This window comes from Thalassotalea sp. ND16A (assembly GCF_000764205.1).
Lineage (GTDB): Bacteria > Pseudomonadota > Gammaproteobacteria > Enterobacterales > Alteromonadaceae > Thalassotalea_A.
On sequence record NZ_JQDZ01000048.1, the window covers coordinates 1 to 21313 of the forward strand.

Genomic DNA, 21313 nt, shown 5'->3' on the forward strand with positions numbered 1-21313 from the left:
TTCTGGATGCTTCTGCTTGCGAATAACCTTGTTCTTTTACTAAGGCTATTGCATCTTGTTTAAATTCTTTTGAATATTTTTTACGTGTCATTTTACTATCTCCAGTTAAGACTATTATCTCTTATCTGGGGTAGTGGAATCCATTAAACCATGTCACAGCTTACGAGAGCGACTTCGCAATATTTCAGTTATCTAAGTTATGCTATCAAGTATTAACATCAAAAGACGAAATACATATTTATAGTCAAATATTTGCGTTTGTAGATGATTTAAACATCGTTAATAATACTTTAAAATCTAGTTCAAGCTTTCAACTAAAAAATGTTAAGGATATTACATGGACTGGAGGGACTCATCCCTTAGAGTGTGATTTTAATTTTCATTATAAATTAGAAAAAGATAATGGAATCGAAGATTCGAGTACTGTTCTTACGTTAAGCAGCAAGGAGTTGTATAATAAGTTAAGTGCAAGTATCCCCACCAGTATTGCTGATCATACTTATTGCATATTATTTGAGAATGAGCCTCTAAATATATCTCTTATTAAGCCAAGTGAATTAAAAAAATCGCTCATGGCTATATGCTCTTACAGTGAAATTGACAAGCTAACCCAGTTACATACCGTAATGAAAGGAGTCTGGGAGAATAAAAAAAATGAGCTTACTTCTGTAAGTGACTTCTTATCAGAGATAGGAAAAATCACTCCCCATTTTTTACGTTCCTTTACTGCTAATGCTGTGCTAGAATCGCGTATTGTTAAAATCCTTGAAAATATTGATGGTTTTTCATACGAAGTCTTTGAAAATCAATTGAAATACAGCTACTCTTGTGATAGAAATAGTTTTAGTTTTGAAGGATTTTTGGAAATGGATTCTGATGATTTTGAAAATCTCTCGAAAGTAATAATCAAGGAAAATCCAAGTACATTTAGTGAACTACTAGGGTTGGAGCTATTATGAAAAAATTTAATAGGATTTATAATTTTGAAAATAAGCCTGATGTGGTTTCTGCATTGGATGCACTTCTTTCAAAAGAATCTCCTGAAGTTTATCAACAAGCAATGTATCGACTAGGTGTGTTCTTAGCTGATGAACTTATACCGAAGCTTGATAAGAGTAAATCTTATTGTCTAGCTTCGACTGCAGAAGATGTAGATTATTTAGCTAGAGGTCTATTAGACCGTATTAGTAATCATGTTAGCAAAGTATCGCTAGCTTGCTTTTGGAATAATCATCACACACCAATAGATGGTAAAGCTTCTACAGCTCCGATAATAAAGAAATTTATTGATGCACCTGCTCTAGAATCAGATGATATCATTATAGTTAAGTCTGTTATGTCTGGTTCTTGTGTAGTAAAAACCAACCTTACAGAATTAATACATCAGATGACACCTAGTACGGTTCATATTGTTTCTCCTGTTGCTCATGTAAACGCTGAAGGTAAATTAAAGCAGGAATTTCCTTCTGATATAAGTGATAAATTTGATTTTACATTTTTAGCGAAAGATGAAAAACGCAATAAGGATGGGGAGGTAATACCTGGCATTGGCGGAAACGTTTACCAGTTACTAGGTTTTACTAATCAGGCGGCAAAGAATCGATATACACCCAAAGCCGTATTAGAGCGAATGTCATTTGCTTAATCCATAAAAAAGAGCCAAAAGGCTCTTTTTTATTATCTAAAAGATTTCTCTTATCATTATACTTAGATAAATTCAGAATGTATCACCGACAAATATGATCTCACAACAACTCCTTGTTGGATTTCTTCGTAGGTGCGCTTGATGATCAGCAGTACGCCTGATATCTTCCTATATTGTTATTCCGTTGATTTTCGCAAATGAATATATAATTGTGAGCAACAAATGTATTTCTCATGGGAACGTGGAATTAAGTAGGTTAAATCATTATGCGTTCAATACAGTTGTCCCCTCCTGAAAAATCACCTAAGTATTAACATGAGAAGGATCGCTCAATAACATCCATGGAGATCACTTTTGAGTGAAAATGTTATTGGCTGATCTTCATGCGTGGTAATATGCAATCACCTAAGTCAAAAAACAAATCTTAATGGTGGGCTAATCGTAAGCGGTCTTTTAACCCCCACATACCCATTTTCACTTAGTTCTTAGATAATTATTTCGTAATTTTAAATGCGAGGTAAATATGGATATAAATCAAAAAAAGCAACACTGGCTTACGGTCATCGAACAGCAAAAGCAAAGTGGCTTAAGCATCTCCAGCTTTTGTAAAAATAACCAAATCACGGTTTCCACTTTCTATCTCTGGAAAAAGCGACTTTCCGAAGATAAAGCTGATGAACCTGCACTCGATAAAAAACACCAATTAGTGCCATTGTTTGTTACCGACTCTGTTCAATCAAATTCAACGATAACACTGACGACACCAGATGGGTATCAGCTCTCCTTTGGTGAACAATTGTCACCGACAAGTTTATCGGCCTTTGTAAAAGCATTGCAATGATACCTTCAAAGCAAGTTTATCTAGTGACTGGCTGCACGGATATGCGTAAGTCCATTAATGGTCTAAGCGTGATTGTAGCCGAGCAACTTGAACTCGATCCGATGAGTGAGGCTTGGTTTGTGTTTTGCAACCGACAGCGCGATAAGTTGAAAATTTTGTTTTGGGACACCAACGGTTTCTGGCTGTATTATCGTCGCTTAGAGCAAGGTCGATTTCAGTGGCCGCAGGCCAATGAAACTGGTCTTGCGATGCACATCGAATCACGTCAGTTGCAATGGTTATTATCCGGTTTACCTGTTCAAAATCAGACAAAACATCCAACCCTATCGGGTTTATCCGTCATGTAAAAAGGATCGTCTTTAAAGAACTTGAACGATCCTGTGAGTATGTCATGCTTTGCTCACTTTTGGCCTTTGATGATAAGCATGACAAAGAAAACTGACAACCTTTCTCTTGAAGAACAACTTACCGCTTTACAAGCACAGGTTGAATCGTTGCAGGCTGAAAAAGCATCTTGGTCAAAGAAAGATGAAACATTATCGAATGAAAATAAATCCCTCACTCAAACGGTTCAGCGGTTAGCTAAAGACAACGCCAGAATGAAAGCCCGCATAGATAAATTGCTGGCCGATCTTCAGTTAAGTAAATCAAGAGCGTACGGTAAAAAGAGCGAAAAATCCCCGCGCGGTATGTTTAACGAAGCAGAAAAACATCAATCAAAAGATGCGCCGAAACACCACAAAAAAGGCAAGAAAGTGTTGGCTGAGCACTTTGAACGTGAAGAAATCAATCATGAGTTAACCGAGCTTGATTGCCCTTGCTGTGGGCATGATATGCACTCATGCGGCAGTGAAGATACCGAACAAATCAAAATCATTCCGGCCCAAATCAGTGTGATTAAACACAAGCAATTTAAATACGCTTGTCGTCATTGTGAACACACCGGAACGCACAGTAAAATCATTACGGCGCCAAAGCCAAAGCAACCAATACCAGGCAGTATTGCCAGTCCTGAAGCGATTTCAGCGGTGGTTACCGCCAAATATTGTGATGCACTGCCTCTGTACCGACAGGCGGAAATTTATAAGCGTGGAGGTTTAGAAATCTCTCGCAGCACGTTAGCGAATTGGTGCATCAAAGCGGGTCACCTAATTAAGCCATTGGTTGAAGTGATGCAAGAGCACTTGGTGAATGAGTACAGCTTATGCGCTGATGAAACGCATGTTCAAGTGCTCAGTGAAGAAGGTAAACTTGCTCACAGCAAATCCTATATGTGGGTATATCGCAGTAATGAGGTAAGTAAGCAACCGGTGGTGCTTTATGATTACCAACCAGGAAGAAGTCGTGCTTGTGTGCAAAGCTTTTTGCCTGATTATCAAGGCTATTTACAATGTGATGGTTACAGTGTCTATGACAACATTGAGGGTATTACCCCGGTTGGCTGCTGGGCACACGCCAGACGAAAATACGAAGATGCCTTAAAAGCTGAGTCGAAAATCAAAGGTCGAGCGAACAAGGCCAAAAGTTTCATCAGCAAACTCTACGCCTTGGAAATAAAGGCGGACAAGCAACAACTCACCCCAGAGGAACGGTATAATCTCCGGCAAGAAAAAGCCGTTCCTATCTTAGATAACTTCAAGCTCTGGCTTGATGACACAAATAGCAAAATCATTAAAGGCAGTCATATTGGCCAAGCCATCAACTACACACTAAATCAATGGGATAAACTCATTCGTTATGTTGAAGATGGTCATCTGGGCATTGATAATAACGTAACCGAACGAGATATTCGGCCGTTTACTACGGGTAGGAAAAATTGGTTATTCAGTAAATCCGTGACTGGAGCAAAAGCCAGTGCCTGGCTATATAGTATCGTCATGACCTGTCGGGCAAATGACATCAATCCTTATTACTACTTCTTGCATTTGTTCAGAGAGTTACCAAGCCGAAATACTGGTGATGACTTGACCGACCTTATGCCCTGGAATGTGCAGCTAACGTTCGATTAAAGTTAGGCGCACTGCTTAATTGTGCGCTTACAAACACTAAATATTATTTTCAATAAAATTACATAGTATTATTCCATGTTGCTTGTTATAACATGCAGTACTACTGTCATAAGGATACTCTCTATAATGATCTCATTATCAGCGCAACAGTGTCGTGTTATTGGTGTAACACTAGAAAAAGAAATCACTACACCCGAACAATATCCCCTATCATTAAATGCTCTCACCAATGGTTGTAACCAAAAAAGTAACCGCGAGCCGGTAATGTCACTCTCTGAAAGTGAGGTGCAAAATGAAGTTGATCAACTTATTCAAATGAACCTGTTGATGATCGATCAAATGGCATCAGGCCGGGTGAATAAATATATCCACCGTTTCTGCAATACTCAATTTAGTGATTTGCAATTTACGCCACAACAAAGAGCCGTTATCTGTGTGCTGTTACTTCGGGGGCCGCAAACTCCTGGCGAGTTAAGAACCCGCACTAACCGATTAGCTGACTTTAGCGATGTCAGTGAAGTAGAAGCGACAATCAACCAACTGCAACACCTTAATGACATAGAGTTTGTTAAAAAGCTTGCGCGTGAGCCTGGCAAACGAGAATCTCGCTATGTACATTTATTTTCGGATTTTGACGAAAATATGATCGTTGAAAACGAAACATTTACCCAAGCAGTGCAATCAACGCCAGGAAACCAATCAGAACTTGCCGCACGAGTTGAGATGTTGGAACAACAGGTTGCATCATTAACTGAGGATGTTGCTCTCTTAACCGAATTACTTGAAAGCAAATAGTTATGAATTTAGTGAATAGGTAAACGTTATTTAAAACCTTTACCTAATCTTTTATCCATAGTGCTTATAAAACCATACTCATTAAGTATGTGCCGTTTGGTGACATCAACCAACATAAAGCCACTGTATTCACAATAACGGTAAGCCAAAAACCAATTCTAAATTCCCTTTTTTGAGATTTATGCCTAAGCAGTTGCTGGGCCATGGCAGCTCCTGGCCAACCACCCAGTAATGCAAAGAGATGTAAGGTGCTTTCTTTTGTGCGCCATACGTTTCGCTGCGCTTTAGATTTATCCAGCGCATAAATGAAGAAAGTAACGATGCTTAGGCCGAAATATACAAATACGAGTTGCTGCGGAAAGTGGCCAAGAGTAAATGCGATAGCAATAAAACTTAAAAACACTACTGATAAATATATGGAGAATTTATTAATTTTTTCAGCTTCCTTTTACTTTAACTTTGATATTTTGTGCCAGAGCGTACGATAACTGCTTCATCGTATTTTTTAAATAAGTTTCTCTATTCATCTAGCCACGCTCACCCAACGAATCAATAATTACGGCATAAACTCATATTAAAACTGCCGCATTTGATTAAAAAGCACTGATATTCATCTATATTCTCCAATATTCAGCTTTTTATCCCTGCAGGAATAACCAAGAATAAAGCATGCAAAACACAGCAAATGTGTTCTAAAATGATTAACAATGCATGGAGTATGAAAATGACTTTTGGTAAACAATTAAAAAAACTACGCAGTGAACGAAATTTAAGTCAGCCGCAATTGGCGGAGCTGGTGGGAATAGAGCAGTCGTATTTATCGAAACTGGAAAACGATAAATCGGTTCCGTCTAATGAAATCTTTCGGCAAATTTTACAGGCGTTAAATATTAAAATTGCTGATTTTTTAAAGAGCATCAATTCGGCTAGCGACAAACAAAACCTGGTTCAAATACCCGACGTAGAATTATGGTATATGCAGCAAGACAACAAAAACTTTAAACACCAGCGTCGTTATTTATATTTTTGCAGTGCCTTAATTGTGTTGGCGGTGACGTTGTTTTATACCGGCTTTAGCAAACTGGTGTTCAGTGAGGTGCGGTACCAGTATTATTCTGCGGGAGTGATTTTAGAGGGCGAGCCGAAGAATATTTTTCACGAGTGGAGCCGAATGATTGATGCCCCAATAGGGCAAATGGCGGATCTTCGCAGGACAAAAGAAGTTGAAATGACCAACCGCAAAGATGAGGTCGAGATTGATATGCCAATGTACCTTGGCAAGTCGTATATGCAAACGGTAGAAGGTGGACAACGACACTTCTCGGAACGTGGCACCATTAACATTCCTCGTGCCATTAATTCCTGGTTACAGGTTCTTGGCGTATTACTGTTTGCCTGTGGTGTTATGGGCTTTGTGTTAGAACGAAAACTGTTTTCAACTGAGCGGTAGTCTATACCAAGTTGACTAAATATCTGCTCATTTTTAATGGCTAAAACGAATAACTACGGCTTTATAAAATTGATAAGTATGAATAACTACTTATTAAATTTTATGCATTGTATTTATCCGTTTTCCCTCATGAAAAAGTAGATCATATACTTAATCAAATTGGTATTAGTCCCTCTTTAATACTTATCCCAATAGGGGTTATCACCAAACCTTGCCACTAAAAAGTCGATTAACGTTCGGGTTTTGATTGGCAAGTAGCGGTTTGGTGGATACACCGCATAAGCATGCATCGGCGCAATGCTGTAATTGCTTAATACCAAGGTTAACTGCTTGGCTTTCAGAGCTTGCCAAACAATGAAGGTAGGCTCTAATGCAATACCGTGGCCCGATATGGCAAGTTGCGTTAAGAAGTCACCATTGTTGGCACTAATTTTACTGCTCGAGAGTATGGAGTGTGATTTTCCATGTTCATCGAAAATGGTAAATGGCTGATTTTTGTATTTTAAAATACTGTGCCCAGGCAAATCCGTGTGGTCAACAATGGCGTTATTGGCCTTAAGATAATCCGGGCTGGCACAAAGCACGTGGTTTATTCTGGTAATTTTGCGAGCTTGCAAGCTGGAATTTTTTAAATCGCCAATGCGAAAGGCTAAATCAAAGCCTTCATCAACGATATCGACATGCCGGTCGGAAAAATCAATTTCCATGGTCAAATCAGGGTGTAGTTTGGCAAATTCATCCAAAGCCGTATTTAAATGTGCCAGACCAAAAGACAACGGCACCGACAACTTTAAATTACCCGCCAGTTCCCGGCCACTGTCTTTGGTATTGGCATCGAGTTCGTCAACTTCATCAATGATCAACAAACTGCGCTGATAATAATTAGCGCCCGCCTCGGTAAGGCTGGACGTACGGGTTGTGCGATTAATCAGCTTACTGCCCAATTCCTCTTCTAAATCTGCCAGGCGTTTGCTTACCGCCGATTTCGCCAGGTTCAGTTGTTCCGCGGCTTTGGTAATACTGCCCGCCTCAATCACCCGCACGAATAAGCGCATGTTTTCTAACTTACCCATTACATCACCTACTTATACCAAGTTAGTCAACTTGGTATAAAGCCAACCATTGTTCTCATTTTGAGAACTATCATTTCATATTTTTACTGTTTTTCTATTTATCGTCAACAAATATACTTACCCCAACTTAACGAAACAGAGCTCAGATTCACTAATATCGGGCTTTGTTAACACTGACTTATTAGACATTTATTTGGAGAATCAAGATGACGACGACTACATTTTCAACCACAAACGAAACTAGCACAAATGCAACCAGCTTAAATGAAAGCAAGGCGAAATACGCAATCCCAGCAGCACGATTTTTATTGGCGATTATGTTTTTAATGTCGGGGCTGACTAAGATGGGTCAATACGCCGGTACGCAAGGTTATATGGAAATGATGGGAGTACCGGGAGCATTGCTACCCGTAGTGATATTAACGGAGGTACTCGGTGCCTTAATGATTATCTTTGGCTTTAAAGTTCGAGTTACCGCCCTAGCCCTTGCCGGCTTTAGCGCCGCCTCAGCGATATTATTTCATAACGACTTTAGCAATGCGGCGGAGATCAATAACTTTATGAAAAACTTCACCATCGCCGGCGGCTACTTATTATTATTTGCTGTTGGCGCCGGTCCATTATCATTAGATAACCGTAATAAATAAGGTGGGAGCAATTATGAGTACACAATTATCTAACAGCCAAAGGGAGTTGCGTTATGCAACTCCCGGCATCCCCGCCAGTGATGGTGCGGGCGTGAGTATGACCCGAATTATCGGTTCACCACAATTAAATATGCTCGACCCATTTTTATTACTCGATGCGTTTGGTAGCGACCAACCTGATGATTACCTTGCCGGTTTTCCTACCCACCCGCATCGCGGTTTTGAAACCGTTACCTACATGCTGGCTGGTAAAATGCGTCACAAAGATAACGCCGGCAATGAAGGTGTGATTGAAAAGCACGGGGTGCAGTGGATGAGTGCCGGTAAGGGCATACTGCATTCGGAAATGCCAGAGCAAAGTGAAGGGCTATTAAAAGGCTTTCAACTGTGGGTGAATTTACCGAAGCAACACAAAATGATGGCACCGAAATATCAGGAGTTTCCGGCCGCCGAAATTGCCGAAGAAAATCAGCAAAATGGTACGCATATTCGAGTCATTGCCGGCACCACCAATGCCGGCACTACGGGCCCGGTACGCAATGAGTTTGTTCACCCTACGTATCTGGATGTCACGCTAAAACCCGGGGAAAGTTTTCAACAAGACTTAGCCACTGAGCACAATGCGTTTATTTATATGATTGCAGGCCAGCTAACCATAGGCGATCAGGGTAAAACCCTAAACCACAAAACGTTAGGCGTGTTAACCCAGGGCGAGTCGGTATCAGTGGTTGCCGGGCATACCGATACGCGATTTTTATTGGTCGCCGGCAAGCCTTTAAATGAACCAGTAGCACGTGGCGGTCCGTTTGTGATGAATACCAAGGCGGAAATTATGCAAGCGTTCGACGACTACCAAAACCATAAGTTTTAACAGCAGAAATTTTAGCAGCAGCTTTTAACAACAGAATTTTAAGGAATTTATCATGGGATTATTAGTAAATGGCCAATGGCATACCGACTGGTATGACACGGCATCAAGCGGAGGTCGCTTTGTTCGTAAAGATTCCTCTTTTCGTAACTGGATCACCAAAGATGGCAGCGCCGGCCCCAGTGGTAAAGCCGGTTTTAAAGCAGAATCCGGCAGGTATCATTTGTATGTGTCACTGGCTTGTCCCTGGGCACATCGCACCATCATCTTTCGCAAATTGAAAGGCCTGGAAGAAATGCTTTCGTTATCTGTAGTGAATGCTTTTATGGGTGAGAGTGGCTGGCATTTTGCTGATGGCGATGGCGTAGTGCCGGACTTTGTCAATTACAAAGAATTTATGCATCAAATCTATAGCCTGGCCGACAGTGATTACACTGGCCGGGTAACAGTACCGGTACTTTGGGATAAAAAACTAAATACCATCGTCAGCAACGAATCTGCCGACATCATTCGCATGCTTAATTCTGCCTTCGATGAAGTTGGTGCGTTAGCCGGCGATTATTATCCGCCAGCGTTGCGTTCTGATATCGATGGCTTAAACGAATTTATTTACCCAACCATCAACAACGGCGTTTATAAAGCCGGCTTTGCTACCACGCAACAAGCTTATGATGAAGCGGTGACCGAATTATTTAACGCGTTGGATATTTTAGAAAATAAACTGGCCAGCAATCGCTATTTAACCGGCGATAAAATCACCGAAGCTGACTGGCGGTTATTTACCACCTTAGTGCGTTTTGATGCAGTATATGTAGGTCATTTTAAATGTAATTTAAAACGTATTGTCGATTACCCGAACATTTGCGGGTATTTACGCGAGTTGTATCAATACCCAGGGGTTAGCGATACGGTAAATATTGCTTACATCAAGCAGCATTACTATGGCAGCCACGACACAATCAACCCTACCCGTGTGATCCCGAAAGGACCTGTAAGTAACTTTATGGAACCACACGGGCGCGGTTGATAGGTTTGAACCTCTTTGAAGCACAAGCAGCTGAGCTATTACTGCCCTGTGCTAATACTGCTCAGTGCTGATGCTCAAGGGTATTTGGTCTGCTGTGGGGGCAGGAGACCATCAATCCGCTTAAGTGGCGTTAATATCTTTTAATCATAGTGATTTGGCATTGGCAATGCGGCCACACCAGAGTCTACTGCCGCTTGTGCTACGGCTTTCGCTACCAGGTTACACAACCTTGGATCCATCGGCCGTGGAATAATGTAATCACGACTGAAACTTAACGACTGTTCACCACTGGCGATTAACACACTTTCTGGCACCGGCTGTTTTGCCAATGCGCGTATCGCATGCACCGCTGCCAATTTCATTTCATTGTTTATTTTTCGCGCTCGCACGTCTAATGCGCCGCGGAAGATAAACGGAAAACACAGTACGTTATTTACCTGGTTCGGGTAATCAGACCGGCCGGTGGCCATGATCAAGTCATCGCGAGTGGCATGGGCAAGTTCAGGTTTGATTTCTGGGTCTGGGTTAGAGCAAGCAAATACGATGGGCTTATCGGCCATTTTTGATAACTGTTGCGCAGACAATAAATTAGGGCCGGACACGCCAACAAATACGTCCGCTTCTTCAATCGCGTCATCTAAGGTGCGTTTATCGGTATTGTTGGCAAATAAGGTTTTGTATTCATTTAAAGCGGTGCGACGAGTGTGTACTACACCTTTGGTATCCAGCATGTATATTTTTTCACGCTTAGCACCACACTGGATCAGCAGCTCCATACAGGCAATAGCGGCAGCCCCTGCGCCTAAACAGACAATGACGGCATGGCCGATATCTTTGCCTTGAATGTCTAAGGCATTCAGCATGGCCGCAGCAGTAACAATGGCGGTACCGTGTTGATCGTCATGAAACACCGGAATCTTGCAGCGTTCATTCAGCGCTTTTTCAATGATAAAACAATCCGGCGCTTTAATATCTTCAAGGTTGATGCCACCAAACGTGTCGGCGATACTGGCCACAGTATTGATGAATTCTTCCGGGGTATTATGGGTGACTTCAATATCAAAGGAATCAATATTGGCGAACCGTTTGAATAGCAAGGCCTTGCCTTCCATCACCGGTTTCGACGCCATCGGTCCTAAATTGCCTAAGCCTAATACCGCACTGCCGTTAGAGATAACCGCTACGGTATTGCCTTTGCCGGTGTACTTATAGACATTGTCGATATCTTCGGCGATCTCGCGACAAGGCTCGGCCACGCCTGGACTATAAGCAAGCGATAGATCATCGCTGGTTTCGGCAGGTTTGGTGATTTCAATGGCAATTTTTCCGGGTTTTGGCTGGGCGTGATAATCCAGCGCGCGTTGTTTTAACTCGCTCATAGGTGACCTTTAAATGATTCTCAATGTATTAAGAAATAAGTAGTAAGTAAAAAATGTTGCTGCGAACAGGTAAAAAGTAAAATCAGCTGCATGTCCAGTACAGCTGATTTTGGTGCCAGTTGTTAAGGTATAACAAACAGCTTTTGGGAACTTGATATGCTGGCGGTTAAGCGGCTAAACCGCCTTAACGCCTGTTTCGAAATGATTAGAAACGCCACACCGCTAAAAATTGTACGGCATTATCATCGGTGTCTTTTTCACCCAGCTTGTTTTGCCAGTATTGGTATTCGATACCAACGAATAACTGGCCGGCTTTGTTACCTAAAACTTCACCTAAATCTAAGCGAACTTGTGGCTGGAATAAAATCCATGATTCAAGTTCGGTAGTACCAAAGTTATTGGTTTGTTCACGGCCATCGATGTATTCTAAGTGACCTTCGATGCTCCAGCTGGTTGAACCAATGTTGAACGGGTAGGCCCAGGCAAAGTCGACCATGAAACTTGAGTCTTCATCAACCACGGTAAACACCGGAGAGTTTTTGCTACCGCCGCCTTGATGTACGTAACCAGTCACATCAATTTGAGCAAAAGCAAAACCAGGCAAATCTAATGAAAAGCGCACGCCGGGTAATAACCAATAGCTGTCAACTTCCGGGGCAAAATTAAAACCGGCAACAATACCTATGTCTTTTACCGGACCAAACGCCAGTTTATTGCCGCTGATCGCACCTAAACTGAAGTTTGAATACCACTCGCCATAAAATTCACTGCTGTCATCAACAGGAAAGTTAGCATCATTGTTTTCGCTGTAACGTAAATGGTCGACGAAGAAAAAGTTATCTCCATATTCCCAGCCGCCGGCATGTTGAAAAGTAATGATAGTGGTATCGGCAGTACCACCGGTACCTACTCGCTCTAACTCACCAAAGGCTTGCAGGTGTACTTCGGTGCTGCTCCAGGTTTCCGCAAAAGCTGTGGCACTCACTAATGCCGTTGCGGCAATCATGGTAGTGGCAACAGCATTTAACATTTTATTCGTTTTCATAGTTTACCCTTATGTATATTTATATTGTTTCTTGATTCGTTTGTTTATTAATTTCGTTTGTTTATTATAATTATTATCAATGGTAGATGAACCAGATTTATTAAAAGAACCTGTGCAACCCCAATCAAAAAAAAATTAACATTTGCTTAAGTTTTCATTAAATCTGGATTTAAAATTACAAATCCTGACACTGATGTCAATTAATCATTTTCCACCATGTGGATAAAAAAGTTTCGAACCAGCCTAAAACTTGACACTTGTGACAGGTTTTGTTATCAATTAAATAAGTACTCGTCATTTCAACAAATAAAGGCATAAACTAATATGAACTTTCAATCATTCAATCCTCCTCGCAGGATCTTAATGGGCCCAGGCCCGTCAGACATTAGCCCAGAAGTATTATCGGCATTATCACGACCGGTGATCGGTCATTTAGACCCATTATTTGTCGGCATGATGGATGAAGTAAAAGCATTACTTCAGTATGCTTTTCAAACAAAAAATGAATTTACCATCGCCCTTTCAGCGCCTGGCTCGGCGGGTATGGAAGCCTGTTTTGTTAATCTGGTAGAAGCCGGTGATAAAGTTATCGTCTGTCGTAATGGCGTATTTGGCGACCGCATGATCCAAAATGTAACCCGCAGTGGTGGTGAAGCAATTGTGGTTGATTCCCCCTGGGGCCGCGCGGTTGAAGTAGACAAAGTAGAGCAAGCCTTAATTGCCAATCCGGATGCGAAATTTTTGGCTTTTGTCCACGCTGAAACCTCTACCGGTGCAGTATCTGACGCGAAAACCTTATGTGCGTTAGCGCAGCAACACGACTGTTTAACTATCGTAGATGCCGTTACATCCCTTGGTGGCATTGAGCTTAAGGTAGATGACTGGGGCATTGACGCCATTTATTCCGGTTCACAAAAATGTTTATCTTGTGTACCAGGCTTATCGCCGCTGTCATTTAGTGAAAAAGCGGTAAATGTGATCAAAAACCGTAAAACAATAGTACAAAGCTGGTTCCTGGATCAATCACTTGTGATGAGTTACTGGTCTGGTGATGGTAAACGAACTTATCACCATACCGCCCCGGTTAATTCACTGTACGGTTTGCATGAGTCTTTAGTACAATTGCAAAATGAAGGCATTGAGAACCGCTGGGCACGCCATCAGGCACAGCATGAGATGTTGGCCGAAGGCCTGAAAAAACTGGGTATTGAATTTATCGTGCCGAAAGAACAGCGTTTACCGCAATTAAATGCGATTGCTATTCCTCATGGCGCTGATGATGCGAAAGTAAGAGATTACTTGTTAAACAAATACAACCTGGAAATTGGCGCCGGCTTAGGCGATTTAGCAGGCAAAGCATGGCGCATCGGCTTAATGGGATATACCGCCAGAAGTGAAAATGTCGCGTTATGTTTAGCCGCTCTGGAAGATGCATTAAACCAATAAGAGCAGCAATAAGCCCAATTTATTGACAAGATTTACTGACAAATTCTTTCCATAATGTGGAATCAAAAAGAGATTACAATGGAACATACAATTGAAGTAATGATCTCAGAACAAGAGATCAAAAGTCGAGTTGCCCTGTTAGGGCAACAAATCAGCGATCATTATCAAGATAGTGATAATTTGGTTATGGTGGGGTTGTTACGCGGTTCATTCGTGTTTATGGCCGACCTTGCCAGAGCAATAAATGTTAACCACAGTGTTGATTTCATGACGGCGTCCAGTTACGGCAACAGCATGGAAAGCTCTCGTGATGTTCATATCCTGAAAGATCTCGATGATAACATTGAAGGCAAAGATGTATTGCTGGTAGAAGATATCATCGATACTGGCAACACCTTAAGTAAAGTGTTGCAAATTCTGCACTTGCGGGAACCAAACTCTATCCAAATCTGCACCTTACTCGACAAGCCAACGCGCCGTGAAAAGGAAGTCGAGGTGAAATGGGTAGGGTTTGAAATCCCGGATGAATTTGTCGTTGGTGTTGGTATTGATTACGCCCAAAAATATCGCCATCTGCCCTATATTGGCAAAGTCGTGCCAATAGTGGCTGATACTTAACGCAATCTCTGAATATTCGACTAACAACTTTTAGCTTTACCCGCAAACAAGCTGAATGTTGACAAAAAATTAAATGCTCGCGCATGATACCAAGTCTACTAAATTTTTTCCCACTCAGTGAGAATTAAAAGACTCAATGCCTTTTAATTCTCACCCATGGGAGCTTGTCAGTGGCTCACTAATTGCACAAAATTTCATTAATATAGAATAACTATATCAATAAAATTTAGTTTATTATTGAACCACTGACATAGCTCTGAGTTGGAAAAAAACTTAATAGAATCGGTATAATCAAAAGCCTGAACTGCATCTGCAGTTTAGGCTTTTTTCTTTTTTGATTTCGTAAAAACTCTTTTATGAAATCGGGAAAACTGTATGTTACAAACCCCACCAAAACAAATTATTTACTGCAAAATCAATTAATTACAAGTATGGCATATCGTTTGCAGCTTAAGGTTATCACAAACTTAGGAGCAAACCATGGACGTTAAAATCAAACAAACAAAAAATAACCAGGCGAGCAAAACCAAGCTGATCTGGGTCGTTGGAATTTGCGCACTAAGTGTATTTGGCTGGCTGGCGCTACAGCCAAGCGGTGCACATAAAGTATCGCGCGATAATATTTGGTCGGCACAAGTTCAACAAGGCGATTTGGCGGTACAGGTGCAAGCCTACGGTAAACTGAAATCGAAAGCGCAACGCTTATTAACGGCACCTGCCGATGCGGTTGTCGATGAAATCGTATTAAAACCAGGGGCGATAGTGACTGCCGACACTATCTTGTTACGGCTATCAAATCCTGAAATTGAGCAACAAGTAAAAGATACCCGCCGGGAGCGTGAAAACCGTCTCACCAACTATCGTCAATTGATGATTAACCAACAATCTGAGCTGTTATCCCGACAAGCCAGTTTGGAATTGTTGCTCTCGGATTTGGAATTGGCAAAGCTCAAGGTGGAAGCGGAAACACCACTGGTGGCCAATGGCATTATTTCAACCATTAATTTCAAACGCTCTGAGCTCGAACAAAGGCAACTGTCTCGCCGTTACGACATCGAGCAACAACGGTTAGCGCAATTGAAACAATTGCATCAAGAAAATCTGCTGATTGCGCAAGATCGCATCGAGCAACAAAATGAACAAGTTGCCGTGCTCAACCAGAAGTATGAACGCTTAACCGTTCGCGCTGGCATCGACGGGGTATTACAAAGCCTGCCTTTGGAGTTAGGGCAAAGTGTCAGTTTTGGCCAGCAACTGGCACTGGTAGGCAGCATGGATAAACTCATTGCCACGTTGACCATCCCGCAGTCACAGATGCAAAAAATTCAACTTCAACAAGATGTCAGTATCGATACCAGAGCAGGTGTTGTTGCCGGTACAGTCAGCCGCATCGATCCGGTGGTCGTTGATGGCAGTATTCAAGTTGAAGTCGCCCTTAGTGGCGAGCTACCAAAAAATTCTCGGCCTGAATTAAACATCAACGGCACCATTTTTACCGCCAGCTTACACGATGTCTATTACCTGAAAAAACCGGTCAATGCACAGCCTGGCGGCATCGGCACACTATTTAAATTACAACAAGATTCATCCGTCGCCCAGGCAGTAGATGTTACCTATGGCGAAGAAACGGGTGAATTTATTCAAATTTTAACTGGAGTCAACTCCGGTGATTCATTTATCCTATCTGATATGTCCCGTTGGCAGGACCTCACTCAGATAACAATAACAAAATAACGGGAACCATTATGAAACCAACAGACAACAAAGCATTAATCATCGAAATGAAAAACATCACCAAGGTATTCCTGACCGATGAAGTAGAAACGCATGCGCTACGTGGCGTAAACCTGGCGATTGCCGATGGTGATTATATTTCAATTTCCGGTCCGTCTGGTTGCGGTAAATCGAGTTTATTATCGATTCTTGGCTTGCTCGATAGCCCTAATGACGGTAACTATCTGATTGAAGGAAATGATGTCAGCACCCTTTCGGTTAATGAGCGCGCAGTATTAAGAAACTTAAAAATTGGTTTTGTGTTTCAGGCTTTCAATTTAATCGATGAACTGAGCGTATATGACAACATTGCCCTGCCGCTGCGCTATCGTGAACAGTCGATGTCAGCCAAAGAAATCGAGCAAAAAGTCATGGCCAGCCTTGAAAAAGTACAAATGTCGCACCGCGCAGCGCATAAACCGAACCAGCTCTCCGGCGGACAGCAACAACGAATCGCCATTGCCCGCGCATTAGTCGGTGATCCGGCACTATTGCTGGTCGACGAACCGACAGGAAACCTGGATTCCACCAACGGCGATGCGGTGATGAAAATGCTCGCGCAATTGAATGCCCAAGGTACCACCATATGTATGGTGACTCACGATCCACGTTATGCCGATATTGCAAAGCGTCAGTTGCATCTGCTTGATGGTGTCATGGCCAATGAACTAACGTTATCGGAGGCGGTATGAAAGCATTAATACAAGAGCTTAAACTCGCGCTGCATGCACTTTGTCGGGTGACCGGTTTTTCCGCCACTATCATCACCACGTTATCATTAACCTTAGGCGCGCTAATTTGTATATTCAATCTTAATCACCTGTTATTGGTGAAAGAGTTACCGTATCCAGATGCCGAGCAGTTAGTGGTGATCAAGCAATTAACCAAAGAACAGGGTAAAGAAGGCGCCAGTGCGCAAACAATACCCGGCATGCTGATGTGGTATAAAAATCAAACCGCAACCTCCTCTATGGCGATGCTCTATTATGCGCAGGCAAGCATTAGCGATCATCCTGAGCAGCCACGCATTCAAGCGGCTTACACTACCAATGAATACTTTTCATTACTGGCGCCGCCTATGCACTTAGGCCGGGGGTTTAGTGATGATGAAGGGTTCGAACAACATCGAGCCGTTGCCGTATTAAGCTATGCCAGTTGGCAGAAGTGGTTTAACTCTGACCCCAAAATTATTGGCCAGCAAACGCAAATCGGCGATAGCAGTTTCACTATCATCGGCGTCAGCGCTGAGGGTTTCCATGAACCACGACTGCACCGCAGTGAAGATATGGCGATATTTTTGCCGTGGGACTTTCAGGCGAATGATGTCACCGATTGGGGCATGCGATACGGCTCGGTGCTGGCGTTTGCCAAACTCAAAACCGGCGTAACGATGAAGCAAGCCAGTGCCAATTTAAGCAAAAGTCTGAACACCTTATTTCTCGATCAAGACAATGTCAAACCGGGTGAAAGTATGTCGGCCCAGTTGACCAGTTTCAAAGACACGATTATCGGTGATAGCCAAAATATTACCTTAACCTTACTTGCCGGGGTGATTGGTTTATTGTTAATTGCTGCCACGAACGTTACGAATTTGTTTCTCTCCCGGGCCGCGCAAAAGCAGCGTACCATGGCGATTCAAGCGGCATTAGGCGCAAAACCCGGGCATTTATTTACCGCGATGTTTGCTGAAAGCCTTATTTTATGTGGTATTTCCGCCTTAATCGGCCTGGTAATTGCCGGCTGGGGCTTTGTCTTACTCGGGGAATTAGCCGCGGGCCATTTACCGCGTTTAAATGAACTGTCACTAGATGCTGTAACCTTGCTGTTTAGCGCGCTTATTGCGGTGTCTTTAGCAGCTTTGTTTGCCAAGCTCTCTAGCCGAGTGGTGAATTATGAAAAACTGAAAGAGCAATTACAGTGCAGCGGTAAAGGCTCGGGACTGCAAGTCTCTAGCAGCACCCGCAATATCCTTGTTTGCTCGCAAGTTGCCTTAGCCAGTTTGTTATTAATGGGTGGTGCGGTAGTGATTGAACAGGCAGTCTCGACCGTATTAAAACCGTTAGGCTTTAATGAACAGCAGCTGATGCATTTGCGCATTGATGAAGGTGAAAGTTACACCAGTAATAAACAACGCAATATATTAACTCAGGAAATCAAAGACAAATTATCGACCTTGCCACAGGTGGCGCAGGTATCTCGCTCAATGTCGGCACCAATTGATGGCTCTATTAGTATCCGTCTTAACGATGTTAACCAACAGCCTGTGGGTGGTTACCAGGTTAATCTGATTGATGATAATTATTTTGACACGTTGCAGTTACCAATCATCCGTGGCCGTACGTTTACCAAAGAGACCAGCCTGGAACAAGATGTATTAGAGATCATTTTAAGTGAATCATTGGCGCGTAAACTTGCACCCACTGGTGATGCGTTAGGAAAAATTTTTCAGCTTAACGCGCGCGAGCCATTAAAGGTTGTAGGCATTGCAAAAGATTATTATGTGCCTAACGCCAATCAGGAAAATCCAGCAGAGCGTTATTATCTGCCATTCACCTCGTTTATCCATTTAGGCTTTGATATTAAATTGAAAACCAATGGCGAATTGAGCAAACAACAGGTGATTAATCTGCTTAAACAAATACACCCGAATATTCGGATAGCTAAATTTGAATCACTGGTGGAAGTGCATCACCAGAAGATTTATCGTAATAAATTAGCCGCAGGCCTTGCCATCGCGCTGACCCTGTTAGCATTATTGCTGGCTGCCGCAGGTATCTACGGCGTATTAAATTACAGTACGCAAATGCGTCGTTATGAGCTCGGCATTCATTTAGCCCTGGGTGCCAAAACCCATACAGTGATGGCCAGGGTACTGAAGGAAAGCTTCATTCCGATTGCGCTTGGCTTATTATCAGGTATTGTTCTTGCGGCGCTGGCTTACCTGGCAAGCAGACAATATATTGCTCAGCAAATTGAATTTAATCAGCTTGTTTTCCTCGTTACCTTTCCGGTAATATTGCTGACTGCTTTCATTTCCTGTTATCTGCCGGTGCGAAAAATTATCCTGGCAGATCCGGTAAAAGCACTGAGAAGTGAGTAAGTCATAAGTGGTGAGTTAAAAGTAGTAAGTAGAAAGTAATAAGTTGTAAGTAATAAGTAGAAAGTAGTAAGACTAACAGGCAGAGCGAATTTTTCACCGAACAGGCTCTGCCTTGGCTTTATACCAATCCGTATAATGATCTGATCATTACGCGAACTGGTATTATACCAAGTTGATTACATAATAATAAATTGGAAAAATAACCGATGAGCAAAACGATTTTAGTGGTAGATGACAAGGCAGATGTTCGCCTCAGTGTCAGTTTTTTGCTAAGTAACCATAATTATCAGGTGATTGAAGCAGAGTCACCGATAATGGCGATGGCGATGTTGGAACAACAAGCTATCGACCTTATTTTGCTCGACATGAATTACTCTTGCGATACTACCTCTGGTGAAGAAGGGCTGCGCTTTTTAGCACAACGACTCAATAAAAAAATTACTATTCCGGTTATTGCGATGACGGCATGGGCCAGTGTTGAGCTTGCGGTACAGGCTATGCAGCAAGGTGCCGGAGATTTTATTGCCAAGCCCTGGGATAACCAACGCTTATTACAAGTGGTTAAACAACAGTTGCGCATGCAAGGGCTGGAACAACAAAATAACAGCTTACGCCAACTGAATGCGCAACTGCAGGCCGACGATGAGTTGTTATGGGTTAGCCCGAAAATGCAGCAACTGTACAAAAAAATTGAGCGCATCGCGCAAACCGATGCCACCATTTTGCTCACCGGGGAGAATGGCACCGGAAAATCCTGCATTGCCCAGATGATCCACCGTTTATCGACGCGTGATCAGCAAAACTTTGTCACCGTAAACATGGGCGCAATTCCTGAAAATTTATTTGAGAGTGAAATGTTCGGCCATAAAAAAGGTGCCTTTACCGACGCCAAAGAAACCCGAGCCGGTCGCTTTGAAATGGCGCAGCAAGGCACGTTATTTTTGGATGAAGTCGCTACCATTCCGCTGTCACAACAGGCAAAGATGTTGCGCGTGTTAGAATCAAATGAATATGAAATGGTTGGCTCAAGTGTCACCCAAAAAACCAATGTTCGGCTGATAAGTGCTTCCAATGCCAATTTTGATCAGATGCAGCAACAAGGCTTATTCCGCCAGGATTTGTATTATCGGTTGAATACCATAGAACTGCATATTCCGCCGTTAAGAGAACGCAGCGAAGACATCATGGTGCTGGCACAGCATTTTGTTAACAAGCATGCACAAAAATATCAAATGGGCGAGCTTACGTTATGTTCGTCTGTCAATGACGTGCTCTGCGACTATCCTTGGCCCGGTAATATACGAGAACTCAGTCACGTGATCGAGCGTGCGGTATTGATGGCTGACATGCCAGGCTCTGGTCCTGGGGTGATCAGCCGAGATGATCTGCAGCTTAAACAAAACAAGACCACCGAGCAAGCATCCGGTTTAACCTTGATGACGCTGGAAAGTGCCGAACGCCAGCTCTTACAAATGGCCTTAAAACAAACCAATGGACAAGTTAACGAAGCCGCAGGGTTATTGGCCATTAGCCAAAGCGCCATCTATCGACGTTTAGAAAAATTCGATATCAAAACCAGATAAGAGGAGCCTACACT

General features: G+C 42.5%; 21 protein-coding genes. 16 read left to right on the forward strand and 5 right to left on the reverse strand.

Going from position 1 to position 21313, the window contains the following annotated elements; translation table 11 throughout:
* Window positions 1-91 (reverse strand): transposase (locus ND16A_RS21280; RefSeq protein ID WP_033077166.1); only part of this gene is annotated, 91 nt, incomplete at its 3' end.
* A 358-nt stretch (window positions 92-449) separates the two neighbouring features.
* On the opposite strand from ND16A_RS21280, the gene ND16A_RS10880 reads away from it, so the two are divergent.
* From ND16A_RS10880 to ND16A_RS10855, 6 genes are all read left to right on the forward strand, one after another.
* The gene (locus ND16A_RS10880; RefSeq protein WP_033077276.1) at window positions 450-959 is read left to right on the forward strand and encodes a hypothetical protein; all 510 of its coding nucleotides are present in this window, start codon (window positions 450-452) and stop codon (window positions 957-959) included.
* The gene (locus tag ND16A_RS10875; protein WP_052073020.1) at window positions 956-1645 is read left to right on the forward strand and encodes a hypothetical protein; all 690 of its coding nucleotides are present in this window, start codon (window positions 956-958) and stop codon (window positions 1643-1645) included. Before ND16A_RS10880 ends, ND16A_RS10875 begins: the two co-directional genes overlap by 4 nt.
* A gap of 523 nt (window positions 1646-2168) precedes the next feature.
* Window positions 2169-2486 (forward strand): IS66 family insertion sequence element accessory protein TnpA, encoded by a 318-nt coding sequence (gene tnpA, locus ND16A_RS10870; protein WP_033077278.1) that lies wholly within the window; start codon window positions 2169-2171, stop codon window positions 2484-2486.
* Window positions 2483-2833, forward strand: coding sequence for an IS66 family insertion sequence element accessory protein TnpB (gene tnpB / locus ND16A_RS10865; protein WP_033077279.1), 351 nt, complete (start codon window positions 2483-2485; stop codon window positions 2831-2833). The genes tnpA and tnpB overlap by 4 nt, the downstream gene beginning before the upstream one ends.
* 78 nt (window positions 2834-2911) lie before the next feature.
* The gene (gene tnpC, locus ND16A_RS10860) at window positions 2912-4495 is read left to right on the forward strand and encodes an IS66 family transposase (protein ID WP_033077452.1); all 1584 of its coding nucleotides are present in this window, start codon (window positions 2912-2914) and stop codon (window positions 4493-4495) included.
* Window positions 4496-4621: 126 nt separating this feature from the next.
* Window positions 4622-5290 carry a YceH family protein gene (locus ND16A_RS10855; protein ID WP_033077280.1) on the forward strand — a complete coding sequence of 223 codons (669 nt, stop codon included), beginning with the start codon at window positions 4622-4624 and terminating at the stop codon, window positions 5288-5290.
* Between the two features lie 64 nt (window positions 5291-5354).
* Here the strand turns inward: ND16A_RS10855 and ND16A_RS19920 are convergent, their stop codons facing one another.
* On the reverse strand, window positions 5355-5693 hold the full coding sequence (locus tag ND16A_RS19920) for a DUF1294 domain-containing protein (RefSeq protein ID WP_235282068.1): 339 nt from the start codon (window positions 5691-5693) through the stop codon (window positions 5355-5357).
* A 321-nt stretch (window positions 5694-6014) separates the two neighbouring features.
* On the opposite strand from ND16A_RS19920, the gene ND16A_RS10850 reads away from it, so the two are divergent.
* On the forward strand, window positions 6015-6740 hold the full coding sequence (locus ND16A_RS10850; protein ID WP_033077281.1) for a helix-turn-helix domain-containing protein: 726 nt from the start codon (window positions 6015-6017) through the stop codon (window positions 6738-6740).
* A 176-nt stretch (window positions 6741-6916) separates the two neighbouring features.
* Here the strand turns inward: ND16A_RS10850 and ND16A_RS10845 are convergent, their stop codons facing one another.
* Window positions 6917-7813: a LysR family transcriptional regulator gene (locus ND16A_RS10845; RefSeq protein ID WP_033077282.1), complete on the reverse strand. Its 897-nt coding sequence runs from the start codon at window positions 7811-7813 to the stop codon at window positions 6917-6919.
* A gap of 206 nt (window positions 7814-8019) precedes the next feature.
* Here ND16A_RS10845 and ND16A_RS10840 point away from each other — a divergent pair, with 206 nt between their 5' ends.
* From ND16A_RS10840 to ND16A_RS10830, 3 genes are read left to right on the forward strand one after another with little or no spacing between them, the layout of a single operon-like run.
* Window positions 8020-8460 carry a DoxX family protein gene (locus ND16A_RS10840; RefSeq protein WP_081945543.1) on the forward strand — a complete coding sequence of 147 codons (441 nt, stop codon included), beginning with the start codon at window positions 8020-8022 and terminating at the stop codon, window positions 8458-8460.
* Between the two features lie 13 nt (window positions 8461-8473).
* Window positions 8474-9331, forward strand: a complete 858-nt coding sequence (locus ND16A_RS10835; protein WP_033077283.1) for a pirin family protein — start codon at window positions 8474-8476, stop codon at window positions 9329-9331.
* A 52-nt stretch (window positions 9332-9383) separates the two neighbouring features.
* The gene (locus tag ND16A_RS10830; RefSeq protein ID WP_033077284.1) at window positions 9384-10355 is read left to right on the forward strand and encodes a glutathione S-transferase family protein; all 972 of its coding nucleotides are present in this window, start codon (window positions 9384-9386) and stop codon (window positions 10353-10355) included.
* 140 nt (window positions 10356-10495) lie between these two features.
* Here ND16A_RS10830 and ND16A_RS10825 read toward each other — a convergent pair whose 3' ends face one another.
* Together ND16A_RS10825 and ND16A_RS10820 are read right to left on the reverse strand one after the other, a co-directional pair.
* The gene (locus tag ND16A_RS10825; RefSeq protein WP_033077285.1) at window positions 10496-11734 is read right to left on the reverse strand and encodes a malic enzyme-like NAD(P)-binding protein; all 1239 of its coding nucleotides are present in this window, start codon (window positions 11732-11734) and stop codon (window positions 10496-10498) included.
* 205 nt (window positions 11735-11939) lie between these two features.
* On the reverse strand, window positions 11940-12779 hold the full coding sequence (locus ND16A_RS10820) for an outer membrane protein OmpK (RefSeq protein ID WP_033077286.1): 840 nt from the start codon (window positions 12777-12779) through the stop codon (window positions 11940-11942).
* Between the two features lie 324 nt (window positions 12780-13103).
* Between ND16A_RS10820 and ND16A_RS10815 the strand changes: the two genes are divergently transcribed.
* The 6 genes from ND16A_RS10815 (at window position 13104) to ND16A_RS10790 (ending at window position 21299) form a co-directional block, all read left to right on the forward strand.
* On the forward strand, window positions 13104-14225 hold the full coding sequence (locus ND16A_RS10815) for a pyridoxal-phosphate-dependent aminotransferase family protein (RefSeq protein ID WP_033077287.1): 1122 nt from the start codon (window positions 13104-13106) through the stop codon (window positions 14223-14225).
* Between the two features lie 78 nt (window positions 14226-14303).
* A complete protein-coding gene (gene hpt, locus ND16A_RS10810; RefSeq protein ID WP_033077288.1) occupies window positions 14304-14843 on the forward strand; it encodes a hypoxanthine phosphoribosyltransferase in 540 nt (179 codons plus the stop codon).
* Window positions 14844-15323: 480 nt separating this feature from the next.
* Window positions 15324-16577, forward strand: a complete 1254-nt coding sequence (locus ND16A_RS10805; protein ID WP_033077289.1) for an efflux RND transporter periplasmic adaptor subunit — start codon at window positions 15324-15326, stop codon at window positions 16575-16577.
* An 11-nt stretch (window positions 16578-16588) separates the two neighbouring features.
* Window positions 16589-17308: an ABC transporter ATP-binding protein gene (locus tag ND16A_RS10800; RefSeq protein WP_033077290.1), complete on the forward strand. Its 720-nt coding sequence runs from the start codon at window positions 16589-16591 to the stop codon at window positions 17306-17308.
* A complete protein-coding gene (locus ND16A_RS10795) occupies window positions 17305-19716 on the forward strand; it encodes an ABC transporter permease (protein ID WP_033077291.1) in 2412 nt (803 codons plus the stop codon). The genes ND16A_RS10800 and ND16A_RS10795 overlap by 4 nt, the downstream gene beginning before the upstream one ends.
* 206 nt (window positions 19717-19922) lie before the next feature.
* Window positions 19923-21299: a sigma-54-dependent transcriptional regulator gene (locus ND16A_RS10790; RefSeq protein ID WP_033077292.1), complete on the forward strand. Its 1377-nt coding sequence runs from the start codon at window positions 19923-19925 to the stop codon at window positions 21297-21299.
* The last annotated feature ends 14 nt before the right edge of the window (window positions 21300-21313 follow it).